Raw genomic sequence first — 15,925 nt, forward strand, 5'->3', positions numbered from 1 at the left:
CGCGCCCACGATACTCCCCCAGCTCTTGACGGGTGTATCCCCCTCGTATTTGAATCTCGATTCAACTAGCCTCAGAGGAGCCCCGAATGACGGCCACGCCCTTGACGATCCTGTTCATGCCGGAGAGCGCCTACGGACCGACGAACAACTGCGTCGGGATCGGCGACGTCCTGCGCCGCCGTGGCCACCGCGTGGTGTTCGCCGCCGAGGCGTCGTGGAAGGGCAAGCTGGAGGCGCTCGGCTTCGAGGAGGACCTGGTCGACCTGGCGCCTCCGGCGCCCGAAGAACAGGACGCGGCGGAGCAGGACGCGGGCCAGTTCTGGAAGGACTTCATCCGCGACACCGCGCCGGAGTACCGCAAGAGCACCCTGGAGCAGCTGGAGACGGTCATCAAGCCGATCTGGGAGGCGCTCGCCGACGGCGCCAAGTACTGCGAGCCGCAGCTCAAGGCCATCATCGAGCGGGTCCGGCCGGACGTGATCGTCGAGGACAACGTGGTGGCCTTCCCCGCCCTGGTGACGGCGGGCGTCCCGTTCGTACGGATCGTCTCGTGCAACCCGCTGGAGGTGAAGGGCCCGGGAGTGGCCCCGCCGTTCTCCGGACTGCCGGCCGACGGCACCGGCTGGGCGGAGTTCCGGGCGGAGTACGACCGGACCCATCGTGAGCTGTGGGAGGCGTTCAACGCGTGGGTCGTCGAGCAGGGCGCCCCGGCCCTGCAGGATCTGGAGTTCATCCACGAGGGCGACGCGAACCTGTACGTGTATCCCGAGATCGCGGACTACACGGCGGAGCGTCCCCTGGGGGACTCCTGGACCCGTGTCGACTCGTCCGTCCGGGAGACCGACGAGGAGTTCACGCTGCCGGACATCCCCGGCGAGGGCTCGCTGATCTACTTCTCGCTGGGTTCGCTCGGCTCGGCCGACGTCGAGCTGATGCGCCGCGTGATCTCCGTGCTGGCCCGCACGCCGCATCGGTACATCGTTTCCAAGGGCCCGCTGCACGAGGAGATCGAGCTGGCCCCCAACATGTGGGGCGCGGAGTTCGTGCCGCAGACGAAGATCATCCCGCTGGTCGACCTGGTGATCACGCACGGCGGCAACAACACGACGACCGAGGCGTTCCACTTCGGCAAGCCCATGATCGTCATGCCGCTGTTCTGGGACCAGTACGACAACGCCCAGCGCGTGCACGAGACCGGGCACGGCGTCCGCCTGGACACCTACGGATTCGCCGACGAGGAGCTGACCGGGGCCATCGAGAGGCTCCTCGGCGACCAGGACCTGCGCGACCGGCTCGCGGCGGCCGGCGAGGAGATCCGCCGCCGTGACGGCCTGCGCGTGGCCGCGGACGTCATCGAGAACATCGCCACCAAATGATCAAGGGCAGCCGGCTGATCGAGGACGCCGCCCCACGGGTCTTCTGGACCGACCGGCCCGGGGCTCCCGGCCCGTACGAGCCCCTGCACGGCCGCACCACGGCGGACCTGCTGGTGGTCGGCGGCGGCTTCACCGGCCTGTGGGCCGCTGTGCTGGCCAAGGAGGAGAACCCCGCCTGCGACGTCGTCCTCCTGGAGGCGCGCTCGATCGCGTACGGCGCGAGCGGCCGCAACGGCGGGTTCGTCTCCGACTCGCTGACCCACGGGCTGGGGCAGGGAGCGAGGTTGTGGCCGTCGGAGAACGCGGCCCTGCTCGCGCTCGGGCGGGCGAACCTCGCGGCCATCGCCCGCTTCGTCGACGACCACGGCATCGACGCCGACCTCCGCCTGGTCGGCAAGACCACGGTCGCGGTGGCGCCTCATCAGGTGGAGGAGCTGAGGCGGGCCGAGAAGCTGCACCGCGAGCACGGCGAGGACGCGGTGTTCCTCGGCCGCGACGAGATGCGCGCGGACGTCGAATCGCCCACCTATCTCGCGGGGCTGCGCCTGCGCGGCACCGGCGGCGTTCTCGACCCCGCCGCGCTCGCGTGGGGCCTGGCCCGCGTCGCGGCGCGGCTCGGGGTGCGCATCCACGAGGGCACCGAGGTCACCGGGCTGACCCGGACCCGGACCGGCGTGGAGGCCGGGACGAGAGGCCATGCCGTGGTGAACGGCGCGGTGAGCGCCGGGCAGGTGCTGCTGGCCACCAACGCCTTCCCCTCGCCCCTGCGCAGGCTGGGCCTGTTCGTGCTGCCGATCTGGGACTACGTGCTCGTCACCGAGCCGCTGTCGCCCGAGCAGCGGGCGTCGCTCCGGTGGCCGGAGGGCCAGGGCCTGACCGACGCGGGCAACCGGTTCCACTACTACCGGCTCACCCGGGACGATCGCATCCTGTGGGGCGGGTACGACGCGATCTACAACTTCGGCGGCGGCGGCTCCGAGCAGCGGGACGCCACGCACGAGCGGCTCGCGCGGCACTTCTTCGCGACGTTCCCGCAGTTGCGTGGCCTGCGCTTCACGCACAGGTGGGGCGGGATGATCGACTCGACCAGCCGGTTCACCCCGTTCTTCGGCACGGCGATGGGCGGACGGCTGGCCTACGCCCTCGGATACACCGGCCTCGGCGTCGGCGCGTCCAGGTTCGGCGCGCTGACCGGCCTCGACCTGCTGGCCCGGCGGTCCACCGCGCGGACGCGGCTGCGCATGACCCGCCGACACCCGGTGCCGTTCCCGCCAGAGCCGCTGCGCTGGCCGGTGGTGCAGCTCACCCGCCGCGAACTCGCCCGCGCCGACGAGAACGAGGGCCGCAGGGGGCCCTGGCTGCGGTCACTCGACCGTTTCGGCATCGGCTTCGACAGCTGAGGACGACCTCATGACGACATTGATCAATCCCGCCGACGGCCGGGCCGTCGAGGACGTGCCCGACACCCCGCTCGACGGGGTGGCGCGGGCCGTACGCCTGGCCAGGGAGGCCTTCGAGCAGTGGCGTGAGACGACGCCGGGGGAGCGGGCGCTGGTGCTGCTGCGCCTGGCGGACCTCGTCGAGCGGGACGCCGCGGAGCTGACCCGGCTGGAGGTGGAGGAGACCGGCAAGCCCGCCGCCGTGTTCCGGGACGGCGAGCTGCCGTTCGCCGCCGACAACCTCCGGTTCTTCGCCGGTGGGGCCAGGTCCCTCGACGGCACGGGCGCCGGCGTGTTCAGCGCCGGATACACGTCCGTGCTGATCAGGCGGCCGATCGGGGTCGTGGGGGCGATCGCGCCGTGGAACTTCCCCCTCATCATGGCAGTCTGGAAGATCGGCCCGGCCGTCGCCGCGGGGAACGCCGTCGTGATCAAGCCGGCTCCCCGGACGCCCCGCACCACGCTGCGGCTCGCCGAGCTGTTCGCCGAGGCAGGGGCCCCGGAGGGCCTCGTGCGGGTGGTGACCGGCGGCGCGGACGTGGGACGGGCCCTGGTGACCGACCCCGGCGTGGACATGGTCAGCGTCACCGGGTCCACCGCCACCGGCCGCGAGGTCATGCGCGGCGCGGTGGACGGCCTCAAGCGGGTCCATCTGGAGCTGGGCGGCAAGGCCCCCGCGCTCGTGTTCGCCGACGCCTCGCTGGAGGACATGGCGGCCGGGGTGGTCATGGGCGCCACCTACAACACCGGGCAGGACTGCACGGCCGCGACCAGGGTGTACGTCGAGAGATCGCGGTACGCCGAGGCGGTCGAGGCGCTGCGGGAGGCCGTCGCCCGCGTCCGGCCCGGCGACCCCTGGGCGCCGGACGCCGACATCGGCCCGCTGATCAGCGCCGAGCACCGTGAGCGGGTCCACGGCTTCGTGACCAGGGCGTCCGGCCGCGTCGTCCACGGGGGCGCGCCGATCGACGGCCCCGGCTTCCACTACGCGCCGACGCTGATCGCCGACGCCGATCCGGCGAGCGAGATCGTGCGGAGCGAGGTCTTCGGCCCGGTGCTGGTGGCGATGCCGTTCGACGGCGAGGACGAGGCGGTGCGGCTCGCCAACGCCACGCCGTACGGGCTGGCCTCGTCGGTGTGGTCCACGGACGTGGCCCGCGCCCTGCGCGTCTCCCACCGGCTGGACGTGGGCGTGACGTGGGTGAACGACCACCTGCCGATCGCCTCGGAGGCGCCGCACGGAGGCGTGAAGGGCAGCGGGTTCGGCAAGGACATGAGCCAGGAGGCCGTGCTGGAGTATTCGGTCACCCGGCACCTCATGATCAAGCACGCGGCCCCGCAGGCGCGCGACTCGTTCCGCCCCGCCTGAGCAGCCCGCCCGCTCTATGCGTCAGGGACGTTGCGCAGCGCCTCGCGGCGGCTCAGCCCGCTGATGCCCTGGTGCTTCACGTAGCGGAGCACCTCCTGCGGGTTGGTCTTCGCGTACTCCCGCAGCGCCCAGCCGATCGCCTTGCGGGCGAAGAAGTCGGTGTCCGACAGGCTCGGCTCGATGCAGGCGTAGAGCAGGTGGACGTCGGTCCGGTCCTTGAAGGAGTTCTGGCTCAGGATGGCGGTGCGCCGCTTCCACAGGTCGGGGTCGTGCGCCCACTCAAGCACCAGGCGGCGCATGCTCTCGGGATAGAGCCGCAGCAGCGTGCCGATCCGGTGCACGGCGATGTCGTCCACCAGGTCCCACCACGCCCCGGTGACGATCATCTCCTCGTACATGGGGATCGTGTAGAGCGTCTGCCAGGACCGGTAGAAGCGGTGCGCGGACAGCTCGATGGCGGCGTAGCGCTCCTCGCGGTATTCCGCCTCGCGCCACAGCGCCAGCACCGCCCTGCGCCACTCGGGGGCGCTGTCCAGCCGGTGCTCGGCGAAGACCTTGCGCAGCGCGGCCCGCCGCGGCACGGCCGTCACCCCGAGGAAGGGCATCTCCGACTTCATGTACGACCGCATGCCCTCGGCGCGCGCGGGGTCGGCCAGCTCGGTCAGCGCGAGCCGTACGGCCTTGAGTAGCGTCATGACGGCTGGCTCGCCCGCTCACCGGTCGCCAGGCCGTCGAACAGCAGCTTGACGAAGTGGTCGGCCAGGGCGTCGGTGTCGAGCCTGCCGCCGGGGCGGAACCAGCGCACGGTCACCCAGATCGTGTCGCGGATCATCCGGTAGGTGAGCTTGGGATCGACGTCGGGGCGGAACTGGCCGGCGGCCTGGCCGCTCGTGATCTGCTCCACCCACATGCGCTCGACCTCGTCCTCGGCCCGCACCAGGTAGTCGAACCGGTCGCCGGGCAGCGAGCGCAGGTAGTTCCAGTCGTTCTGCATGACCGTGATGGCCGCCCGGTGGTCCTCCAGCGTGCCGAAGCCGATGCGGACCATCTCCGCCAGGACCGAGCGCGGGTCGGTGTGCGTGCCCAGCGCCGCGCGGTAGCGGTTGATCAGATCCTCGAGGAAGGTGCGCAGCACCTCGTCGACGATCGTCTCCTTGGAGTCGAAGTGGTGGTAGAGGCTGCCGGACAGGATGCCGGCCTCCAACGCGATCTCCCGCACGGTGGTGGCCTGGAAGCCCTTGCGCGCGAACAACTCGGCGGCGAGCTTGACGAGGTGGTCGCGCCGTTCGGACGCCGAACCGGCCGCCCCCCGCTTCGCCTTGACCGGCGCGGCCGTGCCGCCGGAGTCCTTACGCTGGTTCACGGCTCCCATTATGGCCGTCGAGCAAGAGCTTGTTCACATTCTCGCCTCGCCCGACCTTCCCGCATGGGCGGGATCAGTAGGGCAGGATCGAACCCATGGCGAAATTGGGCTATCCGTTCACCTTGGGGGTGGCGTCAGGAGAGCCGTTATCCGACGGCGTGATCCTGTGGACCCGTCTGGCCCCCGAGCCGCTGCATCCGACACAGCCCGGCGGCATGCCCAACCGGGCGATGACCGTACGGTGGGAGCTCGCCGAGGACGAGGCGTTCACGAAGGTGATCCAGTCGGGCACCGCGCCCGCGCAGCCGGACTGGGCGCACAGCGTGCACGTACGGGTGACCGGGCTGCGGCCCGGGGCCGGCTACTTCTACCGCTTCTCCATCGAGGGCCACGCCAGCCCGGTGGGCCGCACCAGGACGGCGCCCGGCCCGGACTCGACCGCCCCCGTCCGGTTCTGTTTCGTCTCCTGCCAGCGCTACGAGCACGGCTACTTCACGGCGCTGCGCCACCTCGCCGCCGAGCGGCCCGACCTGGTCCTCCACCTCGGCGACTACATCTACGAGTACGGCAAGCCGAAGAACCCCAAGCCGGGCCGCTGGGTGCGCCCGCTCGAGTCGACGGCCGAGTGCACGACGCTCGGCGCCTACCGCGACCGCTACGCCCGCTACAAGATGGACCCGGACCTGCAGGCCGCCCACGCCGCCGCGCCGTGGGTCGCGATCCCCGACGACCACGAGGTCCGCGACAACTGGGCGGGCGCGCTGCCCGGTGACGGCGGCAGCCCCGCCGCCTTCCTCAAGCGCAGGGCCGCCGCGTTCAAGGCGTACTACGAGCACCAGCCGCTGCGCGTCCATCCGTCCGGCTCCGGCCTGCAGAACTACCGCCGGCGGCCGTACGGCCGGGTGGCCGACTTCCTGCTCGCCGACACGCGGCAGTATCGCGAGGGGCGCGACATGCTCGGCGCCGAGCAGGAGAAGTGGCTGAAGGACCGGCTGCACGAATCGACGGCCCGGTGGAAGGTGCTCGCGCAGGCGGTGTTCTTGTCCCAGCGGAAGTTCCCGCTCGAACCCGTCAGTGCCGACGCCTGGGACGGCTACCCCGACTCGCGCGCCCGCGTGCTCGCCGCCGCCCCCGACGGGCTGGTCGTGCTGAGCGGCGACGTGCACAGCGCGTACGCCTGCGACGTGCGCGCCGACTGGGCGGACCCGGCCTCCCGCGCCCTCGGGGTCGAGTTCGTCGGGCCGTCGGTGACGAGCATGCCGGGCGTCACCGACGCGAGCGCGATCCTCGACCTGAACCCGCACATCGCGTTCTTCGACAGCCGCCACGGCTACGTGTCCTGCGTGGCGGACATGGAGAACTTCCGCGCGGACTACCGGGCCGTGGCCTTCGTGGACCGACCCGGCGCGCCGCTGACGACGATCGCCGGCTTCGAGGTGAAGGAGAACAAGCTCCACCGCACCGACGTGTGATCAGGAAACGGGCGACAACCCAGGCCTGCCCCCTAGCAAATAGGAAACTTTCCTATTAGATTGCGGGGCATGCCTGAGCGATGCCCTGCGGGCGCAGCATGAAGCGAAGCCCTGACCTGCTCCGTCTGGCCGACACGGTCCTGTTGCCCGGCTTCACCGGGACCACCGCCCCCGACTGGGTGCGGCGGCGGCTCGCCGGCGGGCTCGCCGGTGTGGTGCTGTTCTCCCGGAACGTCGACACCCCGGCCCAGCTCGCCGCACTCACCTCGGCCCTGCGCGCGGAGAATCCCGAGATCCTGATCGGCATCGACGAGGAGGCCGGGGAGGTGACGAGGCTTGAGGCCCGCACGGGCAGCTCACGACCGGGCAACTACGCCCTGGGCGTCGTGGACGACGTGGGCCTGACCGAGCGGGTGGCCCGCGACATCGGACGGGACCTGCGGGCGGCGGGGGTGAACATCGACTTCGCGCCGGCCGCCGACGTCAACTCCAACCCGGACAATCCGGTCATCGGTCTGCGGTCGTTCGGCGCCGATCCGCTGCTCGTCGCGCGGCACACGGCCGCCTGGATCCGCGGCCTGCAGTCCACCGGCGTGGCGGCCTGCGCCAAGCACTTCCCCGGGCACGGCGACACGTCGGTCGACTCCCACCACGGCGTCCCGCGTGTGACGGCCTCCCGGGAGGAGCTGGCCGAGATCGAGCTGGAGCCGTTCCGGGTGGCCATCGACGAGGGCGTGCGCTCGATCATGACCGGCCACCTGCTGGTCACGGCGTACGACGAGGAGCTGCCGGCGACGCTCAGCCCCCGCGTCCTCACCGGCCTGCTGCGGGAGGAGCTGGGCTTCGACGGCCTGATCGTCACCGACGGCATCGAGATGGCCGCCGTCTCGGGCCGGTACGGCCTGGGCGGCGCGAGCGCGATGGCCGTGGCGGCGGGGGCCGACGCGGTCTGCGTGGGCGGGGAGAACGCCGACGAGGCGACCCACGAGCACATCCGCGACGCCGTCGCGGACGCGGTGACCGAGGGCGGGCTGTCGGAGGAACGGCTCGCGGACGCCGCCGCGCGGGTGCGCGCCCTGACCGCCTGGCAGGCGCAGGCCCCGCCCATGGACGACCGCCAGGACGAGATCGGGCTGGTCGCCGCCCGCCGGGCCGTACGCGTGACCCGGCGCGGGGCCGGCGTGCTGCCGCTGGCCGCCGCCCCGCACGTGGTCGAGCTGGCGCCGGAGACCAACCTCGCGATCGACAAGGACATGCCGTGGGGCGCGGGGGAGCCGCTGAGCAAGCTGCTGCCCGGCACCACGGTCGCCCGGCTGCGGCGGCAGGACGTCCACGACGGCGTCGCCGGCACGGTGTTAAGCCAGGCCGCCGACCGGCCGCTCGTCATCGTGGTGCGGGACGCCCACCGGCACCCCTGGCAGACCGACCTGCTGGAGCGTCTGCTGGCCGCCCGGCCGGACGGCGTCGTGGTCGAGATGGGGCTGCCGGGCCGTACGGACCTGGGGGCGGCGCACATCGCCACGCACGGCGCCGCGCGCGTCTGCGGCCAGGCGGCGGCGGAGGTGCTGGCCGGCCTCGTCTGACATTGCCCATAGCATTGGTCACTGCTGACATGCGGATGGGAGCGTCATGAAGGTCGCCTACGTCACCACGGACCATCCGGCCGCCGAGCACGACGACGAGCGGGAGATCGCCCTCGCCGCCTGGCTCGGGGCCGGCATCGAGGGCTCGCCGGTGAACTGGCGCGACCCCCGCGTCGACTGGTCGGAGTTCGACGCGGCGGTCGTCCGCTCCGCCTGGGACTACATCGACCGCCGTGACGAGTTCGTCGCGTGGGCTCACCGGGTGGAGTCGGTGACGCGGCTGTTCAACCCGGCGCCGGTGATCGAGTGGAACACCGACAAGACCTACCTGCGCACGCTCGGTGTGCCCACCGTCCCCACGCACTGGGCCGAACCCGGGACGGACCTGCCCGAATGGGATGAGTACGTGGTCAAGCCCGCCGTCTCCGCGGGCGCCCGCGACACCATGCGCACCACGGACCGGGACGCCGCCGCGGGCCACGCGGCGACGCTGCTCGCCGCGGGCCGCACGGTCATGGTGCAGCCGTACATCCCGTCCGTCGAGCAGGAGGGGGAGCTGTCGCTGCTGTACTTCGGCGGCCATTTCAGCCACGCCGTACGGCGGCACCCGATGCTCGCCGGGGTGGCGGAGACCGCGGAGAACCGCGCCACGCTGCGCGACCCGGACGACGACCAGTTCGCCCTCGCCGAGCGGGTCCTGGCCGCCGTGCCGGCGAACCTGCTGTACGCCCGGGTGGACCTGGTGCGGATGCCGGACGGCGAGCCGGTCCTGATCGAGCTGGAGCTCACCGAGCCCTACCTGTTCCTCCGGGACGAGCTGGCCGCACCCGACCTGTTCGCCGAGACCCTCGCCGAGATGCTCAAGGGCTGAGACTGTCTAGGGGCTGAGCGGGCGGGCCCGCTCGGCGGCGGCGAGCGCCAGCCGCACGGCCTCGGCCGGGCCGGCGGCGGCCACCGGACCGGGCACGGGACGGCCCTCGGCGTCGAGGACCCGCCAGCCCCCGAGGGTGATCACCGGCGTGCCGCCCCGCTGGGCGAGCGCCAGCTCCGAGAGCGTGCCCCAGGAGCCGCCCACGACGACGACCGCGTCGGCGGCCCGCACGATCAGCGCGTTGCGGGCCTCGCCCAGGCCGGTGGGAAGGGCCACGGTGAGGTCCGGGCTCGCCCCGGCGCGGTCCCGGCCCGACAGGACGCCGACCACGACGCCTCCGACCTCCCGCGCGCCCGCCGCCGCGGCGGCCATCACCCCGCCGTACCCGCCGCACAGCACGACCGCGCCGCGCTCGGCCAGCAGGCGGCCCACGTCGCGGGCCGCCCGGGCGTCCTGCGGGGTGCACTCGCCCGGCCCGCACACCGCGATCTGCCGCATGGAGACCTGCCGCATGGGGGCCAGGCTACGCGGAGATCCCGCCGTCCACCGGGATCACGGCGCCGGTCAGGTAGGACCCGGCGCGTGAGGCCAGGAAGACCGCCGCGCCCGCCATGTCGTCGGGCCTGCCGATGCGGCCGAGCGGGACGTTGCTCTCGATCGCGCCGCGCATCTGGGGGTCGTCGAGCGCGAAGGCCATCATCTTCGACTCGAACGGCCCGGGCGCGATCGCGTTCACCGTGATCGACTCCCGGGCGAGCTGGCGGGCCAGATGCCGGGTCAGCATGTGGACGCCCGCCTTGGCCGCCGAGTACGCGTAGTTCTCCATGAACGGCACCCGGAGCCCGTCGATCGACCCGATGTTGATCACGCGTGCCGGGTCGTCGGGCGACGCGGCGGCGCGCAGGAGCGGCAGGAGGCGGCGGGTGAGGAAGAAGACGCCCTTGACGTTGATGTCCCAGAGCTTGTCGAATGCGTGCTCCGGATACTCCTCCAGCGGCGCGCCCCAACTCGCCCCCGCGTTGTTGACGAGCACGTCGAGCCGGCTCTCCCGCTCCGACACCGCCTGCGCCAGCGTCTCGACGCCGTCGGGGGTGGACAGGTCCGCCTGTACGGCATGACAGCCCAGCTCGGCGGCCGTGGCCTCCAGCTCGTCCTTCTTCCGTGAGGAGATGTAGACGGTGGCGCCCGCGTCGAGGAACCCCCGCGCGATCATCTTCCCGATGCCCCGGGACCCGCCCGTGACGACGACCGTCTTGCCTTCCACCGAGAACAGAGTCATGCGGGCAGCATACCGACCGGTCGGTTCCGCGTCAGGCACGTCACGCCTCGAAGCTCCCATAGGCTCCGCGGAAGAACACCAGCGGGCCGCCGTCGTCGTGCCGGTCGAGCCCCGTGACCCGGGCGACGACGATCACGTGGTCGCCGGCCGGATGCTCCTTGTCCACCGTGCAGTCGATCCAGGCGAGCGCGCCGTCCAGCACGGGCGCGCCGCCGGGGGACAGGGCCCACGGAAGGCCGCCGAACTTGTCCCCGCCCTTCGCGGCGAGCCGATCGCACACCTGCCGCTGGTGGTCGGCGAGCACGTTGACGCACAGGGTCGTCGCGGCCTTGAGGCGCGGCCAGCTCGTGCTGGTCCGCGAGACGCAGAACGACACCAGTGGCGGATCGAGGCTCACGGACGTGAAGGAGTTGACGGCCAGGCCGCACGGCTCCCCGGTCTCCGGGTCGATCGCGGTGACGGCCACGACGCCGGTGGCGTACCTGCCGAGGACGTTCCTGAAGTGCTGGGGATTGACGGCCGGAATCCTCCTGGCGCCGTCATGGCCGACCCTCCGGGCCACAGGGATGCTCATCGCGCACGTGCCTCCTCGGTCGCCTCCCCATGAAGTCAAGGAGGGCCGGAGTCGATGCATTCCCTGTGTGTGGTTAACGGTGGCGCGTCCTGGCGGGCGTGGGGGACCCGCCAGGACGCGCTCCGCCCCGGCGCGAGACCTCGACCCCGGCGAGGGTTGGGGTCGAGATCTCGTTCAATCGCACGGAGTCCATGGGGAGCGGCCGTCCTCGACCGGCCGCTCCGGCGTGCGGTGGTACCGCGTGCTCGGGCATGTCACGCCGTTCCCGCACAAGGCGGTCATGTCGGTGGATACCGACAGCTCTGACATGTCGTTCCCGTCGCTCTGATAGGTCTGGGCTCTGGCAGGTCTGGGCTCGCGCCAGGGCGACTTCGGCGTTCCCGCACCGACCGCCCTCACGGGCCCACCTCCATTGGATGGATTTGTACCAACGTTTGGATAATGCGCGGCTGGGTGGGCTCTGGTCAAGGGGTTGTTTCCCGGTAGAGCGAGATCCTCTAGATTTGTTGGAACAAAAGGGTGGATTGAGGAAAGATGGCACGATCGTCGCTCTACCAGCAGGTGGCCGCCGAGGTACGCAGGGCCATCTACGCGGGCGAACTCGCGCCGGGCGACCAGATCCCGACCGAGGCCGACCTCATGGAGGCGCACGGCGTCAGCCGCAACACCGTACGGCTGGCCCTGGGCGAGCTGGAGAACGAGGGTCTCATCCTGCGGATGCGCCGGCGTGGAACGTTCGTACGCGAGCGCCGTCCCCTCCTCATGCGCCCCCAGGACGAGTTCCTCCCGTACGACCAGGAGGGGCGGCGGTTCGACACGTTCGTCCACGCGGTCCGCTCCGAGGGCCGTACGGCGGACCAGAGGATCGAGGTCTCGATCGTCGAGCCGCCCGAGGACGTGACCACCCGCCTCGCCCTCGCCGACGGCGCCCTGGCCGTCGTGCGCCGCCGGCTGCGCTTCGTGGACGGCCAGCCGTACAACACGCTGGACTCGTACTTCCCCCTGGAGATCGTGGGGGGCTCCGAGATCGCCAGGCCCGGCGACATCACGCGCGGGGCCAACCGGGTGCTTGAGGAGCTGGGCCATCTCCAGGTTCGCGTGATCGACGACCTGTCGGCCCGCATGCCGACCTCTGACGAGTCGTCGCGGCTTCAGCTGGAGCCCGGCACTCCGGTCGTCGTCCACACCCGGGTCGGCTACGACGCCGACGACACGCCCGTCCGCGTCGCCGTGTCCGTGCTGCCCGCCGACAAGCATCTGATCCGATACGAGCTGGAACGTCATTGACGAGGCCCGGACGCCCCCTGGCCTGAGCGGGCGTCCCCGGCCGCCGGGCCCTCCTCAGGAGGGCCGCTCCCGCGATTCCCGTCCTGACCCCGGCAGGGGACCCCGCCGCACCCGCGCGCCCTAGCCGGGTCCGCCGTCTCCGGACGGACGCTGCACGGCATCATGCCGTCACTCTCAGTGATCAAACCGCCGCCGTCGGCACGAAAGGAATCAGGCATGCCCGCGAACACCCTGGATCTTGTTACGGAACTCACGCTGCGTCGCGCCACCCCGGCCGATCTGCAGGGGGTCCTCGCCCTGCTGGCGCGCACCGCCGGGTGGCTGAACGGTCTCGGCGTACGGCAGTGGCCCGCCGGGGGCTTTCCCGCCGAGCGCATCGAACCGCTGATCGGCGCGGGCGTCATGTACCTCCTGGACGCCGGCTCCCAGGTGCCGGCCGCCACGATCGCCGTGGACGGCCATGCCGACCCGGAGTTCTGGACCCCCGCCGACCGCCCCGGGGACGCGCTCTACGTCCACAAGCTCGCCGTGAGCAGGACCTACTCGGGCCGGGGCCTGGGGGACACGCTGCTCGACTGGGCCGCCCTGCGGGCCGCCGCTCACGACCGGCCGTACCTGCGGCTGGACTGCGCCAAGGACAACGCCCGCCTGCAGTCGTACTACCGGAAGGCGGGCTTCCGGCACGTCCGCACCGTCGACCTGCCGCACCGCGCCTCCGGCGCGCTGTTCGAGCGGGACGCCAGCGCCGCGATCCCGGCCGCGTTGTCCTATCGCCGCACGCCGGCGGTGCCGGCCCAGCGCTCGGGACATGCGGCGCAATCCTGGAGGGTTCTTGACATCACTGCACACAACGAGTTGATCGAGTGCTGAACAGGGCGGACGCCGTGAGGCGCCGCAAAGGGACCGGATACTGTTCACTTCATGACGGGATCCCTCCTTGAAGTGATCGCGCTCGACCTGCGTGACGCCGTGGCCGCCGAGGAGGGCGGAGCGGATCGCCTGGAGATCGTGTCCGACATGGACTCGGACGGGCTCACCCCCTCGGCGGAGCTCGTCGCGGCGATCTCGCGCGAGTGCGGGCTGCCGCAGATGGTCATGCTCCGCTGCAACGCCGGGTTCACCGTGACCCCGGAGGAGCTCGACCGGCTGCGCGGCCACGTCAAGGAACTCGCCGAGGCCGGCGCGGCGGGCTTCGTCTTCGGCTTCCTGTCCGAGGACGGGTCGGTCGACAGGGAGGCGACGGACGCGCTGATCCACGCGGTCTCGCCGCTGCCCTGGACCTTCCACCGCGCCGTGGACCACGCCGCCGACGTGCGGGCCGCCTGGCGCGCCGTACGGCTGCTGCCGAACCTGGCGACCGTCCTCACGTCCGGTTCGCCCGAGGGCGTCGGCAGCGGCCTCGGCGTGTTACGCGCGCGGGCCGAGGCGGGGGACGCCTCGCTCGTGCTCGCCGGCGGCGGGCTGCGCGAGGAGCACGTGCCGGTGCTGCTCGACTACGGCGTCCGCGCCTTCCACGTGGGCAGCGCCGTGCGGGGCTCGTGGCGCGAGCCGGTCGACCCGGACCGCGTCCGGCGCTGGCGCCGCGTCGTCGACCGGCTGTGACCGCCCGGTTGTGACCGAACAGCTCAGGCGCGGCGGCGGGCGACCAGGACGGCGTCGCGGATGGTGACCTCGCCGCCCTCCGGGTCCACCGCCGTGCGCGGCCGGGCCTCGGCCGCCGTGACCTCCCACTCGGCCGGATCGAGCGACGCCGCGACCTCCTCGGCGGTGAACATCATCTGCGGGAAGTGCATCCGCCGGACCTTGGTCAGCAGGTCCGACGGGTGGTGCCCGACGATCAGCAGGGTGCCGCCAGGAGCCACCGCGGCGGCCAGCCGGGCGAACAGCGTCCGCCTGGCCTCGCGCGGCAGGTGCATGTACTGCGCCGACACCAGGTCGTACGCGCCCTCGGGAAGGGCGTGGTCGCGCAGGTCCGCGCGCACCCACTCGGTGCGGTCCGCGACGTCCGCGCCCGCGTCGGCGGCGTGGGCGGCGGCCCGCTCCAGCGCCGTGGCGGAGATGTCGGCTCCCGTCACCCGCCAGCCCCTTGCGGCGAGCCAGACGGCGTCGGCGCCCTCGCCGGTGCCGACGTCGAGGGCCCGGCCCGGGGGCAGCTGCGCGGCCTCGGCCACAAGCTGCGGGTTCGGGCGGCCGCTCCAGACCGCCGGCCGGGAGCGGTAGCGCTCCTCCCAGGTCGCCTCATCGAACAGCGTGCGCACCTCGTTCCGGTAGGCGTCGACGGCCTCCCGGGTCTCCTCGGCAATGAGATCCATGTTGATCGCCGCGCCGGCGGCCAGGCCCGCCGCGGCGGACGCGATCACCACGGCGCGCACGTCCGTCACGTTCCCCGCCACCCAGACACCGGGCACGGCGGTCGCCCCGGTCGGCTCCGCGGCGATCCGGGTGCCCGCCACGTGACCGCCGAGCTCCACCTCGACCGGCTTGAGACCGAGCGATTCCAGCACCCCGGACCGGGCGGTGAGCGGCGCGCCGACGACGAGCGCGTCGAGCGCGACGACCTCGCCGGAGGCCAGCCGAACCCCGGTGAGCGCGTCGCCGGTCACCTCGATCCCCGTGACCGGGCCGTCGGCGACGGGGATCCGGCGCGCGGCGAGCCGCTCGGCATCCTCCTCGGACGGCGCGGGGCAGTGGTGGGCCAGGAACACCACGTCCTCGCTCCACTGCCGCCACAGAAGGGCCTGCTCGACGGCGAGCGGCCCGGTGGCCAGCACGCCGATGCGCCGGTCGCGGACCTCCCACCCGTGGCAGTACGGGCAGTGCAGCACGTCGCGGCCCCAGCGCTCGGCCAGGCCCGGCACGTCGGGCAACTCGTCCACGGCCCCGGTCGCCACCAGCAGGCGGCGGGCCCGGACGGCACGGCCGTCGTCCAGCGTCACGAGGAAGTCGTCGCCCTCCCGCGTCGCGGCCTCGGCCCGCCCGGCGACGACCTCGCCGCCGTAGCTGATCACTTCCTCGCGTCCGGCCGCTCGCAACTCGGCGGGCGGCGTGCCGTCCCCCGGCCGAGGTAGTTGTGCATGTGCGCGGCCGGCGCGTTGCGCGGCTCTCCTGCGTCCACCACCAGCACCGACCGCCGGGCCCGCGCCAGCGCCAGCGCGCCGCTGAGCCCCGCGGGGCCGCCGCCCACCACGACCACGTCGTACTTCTTCTTCTCGTCCACCCCGTGCCTCCTGCGTCGACGTCCGCTTCAGATGTCTGCTGTCGAACAGTGCGGCACAGGCGGCGAGAGCGGCAAGGAACCTTGCCGATACGGCA

At 72.5% G+C, this 15,925-nt stretch carries 16 protein-coding genes; 9 read left to right on the forward strand and 7 right to left on the reverse strand.

Going from position 1 to position 15,925, the window contains the following annotated elements; all coding sequences use genetic code 11:
- The first annotated feature begins 86 nt into the window (after positions 1-86).
- The 3 genes from FH610_RS19950 to FH610_RS19960 are packed head-to-tail and all read left to right on the forward strand — an operon-like array spanning position 87 to position 4,184.
- Positions 87-1,376, forward strand: coding sequence for a glycosyltransferase (locus FH610_RS19950; protein WP_139576037.1), 1,290 nt, complete (start codon positions 87-89; stop codon positions 1,374-1,376).
- On the forward strand, positions 1,373-2,776 hold the full coding sequence (locus FH610_RS19955) for an NAD(P)/FAD-dependent oxidoreductase (protein ID WP_139576038.1): 1,404 nt from the start codon (positions 1,373-1,375) through the stop codon (positions 2,774-2,776). Before FH610_RS19950 ends, FH610_RS19955 begins: the two co-directional genes overlap by 4 nt.
- A gap of 10 nt (positions 2,777-2,786) precedes the next feature.
- Positions 2,787-4,184, forward strand: a complete 1,398-nt coding sequence (locus tag FH610_RS19960; RefSeq protein ID WP_139576039.1) for an aldehyde dehydrogenase family protein — start codon at positions 2,787-2,789, stop codon at positions 4,182-4,184.
- A gap of 14 nt (positions 4,185-4,198) precedes the next feature.
- Here FH610_RS19960 and FH610_RS19965 read toward each other — a convergent pair whose 3' ends face one another.
- A complete protein-coding gene (locus tag FH610_RS19965) occupies positions 4,199-4,879 on the reverse strand; it encodes a DNA alkylation repair protein (RefSeq protein ID WP_139576040.1) in 681 nt (226 codons plus the stop codon).
- Positions 4,876-5,556, reverse strand: a complete 681-nt coding sequence (locus tag FH610_RS19970) for a TetR/AcrR family transcriptional regulator (protein ID WP_139576041.1) — start codon at positions 5,554-5,556, stop codon at positions 4,876-4,878. Before FH610_RS19970 ends, FH610_RS19965 begins: the two co-directional genes overlap by 4 nt.
- An 86-nt stretch (positions 5,557-5,642) precedes the next feature.
- Between FH610_RS19970 and FH610_RS19975 the strand changes: the two genes are divergently transcribed.
- The 3 genes from FH610_RS19975 to FH610_RS19985 all read left to right on the forward strand — a co-directional run bounded on the left by FH610_RS19975 (position 5,643) and on the right by FH610_RS19985 (position 9,473).
- Complete coding sequence (locus FH610_RS19975) at positions 5,643-7,019, forward strand: alkaline phosphatase D family protein (protein WP_139576042.1); 1,377 nt, start codon at positions 5,643-5,645, stop codon at positions 7,017-7,019.
- A 98-nt stretch (positions 7,020-7,117) separates the two neighbouring features.
- Positions 7,118-8,602: a glycoside hydrolase family 3 protein gene (locus FH610_RS19980; RefSeq protein ID WP_139576043.1), complete on the forward strand. Its 1,485-nt coding sequence runs from the start codon at positions 7,118-7,120 to the stop codon at positions 8,600-8,602.
- A 46-nt stretch (positions 8,603-8,648) separates the two neighbouring features.
- Entirely contained in the window at positions 8,649-9,473 is an 825-nt protein-coding gene (locus FH610_RS19985) for an ATP-grasp domain-containing protein (protein ID WP_139576044.1), read from the forward strand.
- Between the two features lie 6 nt (positions 9,474-9,479).
- Here the strand turns inward: FH610_RS19985 and FH610_RS19990 are convergent, their stop codons facing one another.
- The 3 genes from FH610_RS19990 to FH610_RS20000 are packed head-to-tail and all read right to left on the reverse strand — an operon-like array spanning position 9,480 to position 11,326.
- Positions 9,480-9,986 carry a TIGR00725 family protein gene (locus tag FH610_RS19990; RefSeq protein WP_139576045.1) on the reverse strand — a complete coding sequence of 169 codons (507 nt, stop codon included), beginning with the start codon at positions 9,984-9,986 and terminating at the stop codon, positions 9,480-9,482.
- Positions 9,987-9,996: 10 nt separating this feature from the next.
- Positions 9,997-10,752 carry an SDR family oxidoreductase gene (locus FH610_RS19995; RefSeq protein WP_139576046.1) on the reverse strand — a complete coding sequence of 252 codons (756 nt, stop codon included), beginning with the start codon at positions 10,750-10,752 and terminating at the stop codon, positions 9,997-9,999.
- Positions 10,753-10,792: 40 nt separating this feature from the next.
- A complete protein-coding gene (locus FH610_RS20000; protein WP_139576047.1) occupies positions 10,793-11,326 on the reverse strand; it encodes a flavin reductase family protein in 534 nt (177 codons plus the stop codon).
- A 534-nt stretch (positions 11,327-11,860) separates the two neighbouring features.
- Between FH610_RS20000 and FH610_RS20005 the strand changes: the two genes are divergently transcribed.
- From FH610_RS20005 to FH610_RS20015, 3 genes are all read left to right on the forward strand, one after another.
- On the forward strand, positions 11,861-12,613 hold the full coding sequence (locus FH610_RS20005) for a GntR family transcriptional regulator (protein ID WP_139576048.1): 753 nt from the start codon (positions 11,861-11,863) through the stop codon (positions 12,611-12,613).
- A gap of 216 nt (positions 12,614-12,829) precedes the next feature.
- Positions 12,830-13,483, forward strand: a complete 654-nt coding sequence (locus tag FH610_RS20010) for a GNAT family N-acetyltransferase (protein ID WP_139576049.1) — start codon at positions 12,830-12,832, stop codon at positions 13,481-13,483.
- A 51-nt stretch (positions 13,484-13,534) separates the two neighbouring features.
- A complete protein-coding gene (locus tag FH610_RS20015) occupies positions 13,535-14,215 on the forward strand; it encodes a copper homeostasis protein CutC (protein ID WP_139576050.1) in 681 nt (226 codons plus the stop codon).
- Between the two features lie 23 nt (positions 14,216-14,238).
- Here FH610_RS20015 and FH610_RS45485 read toward each other — a convergent pair whose 3' ends face one another.
- Complete coding sequence (locus tag FH610_RS45485) at positions 14,239-15,621, reverse strand: methyltransferase domain-containing protein (protein WP_338104558.1); 1,383 nt, start codon at positions 15,619-15,621, stop codon at positions 14,239-14,241.
- Positions 15,618-15,830 (reverse strand): FAD-dependent oxidoreductase, encoded by a 213-nt coding sequence (locus FH610_RS45490; RefSeq protein WP_338104559.1) that lies wholly within the window; start codon positions 15,828-15,830, stop codon positions 15,618-15,620. Before FH610_RS45490 ends, FH610_RS45485 begins: the two co-directional genes overlap by 4 nt.
- Positions 15,831-15,925 lie beyond the last annotated feature (95 nt).

The sequence above is a fragment of the Microbispora catharanthi genome (assembly GCF_006334915.2).
GTDB classification, from domain to species: domain Bacteria; phylum Actinomycetota; class Actinomycetes; order Streptosporangiales; family Streptosporangiaceae; genus Microbispora; species Microbispora catharanthi.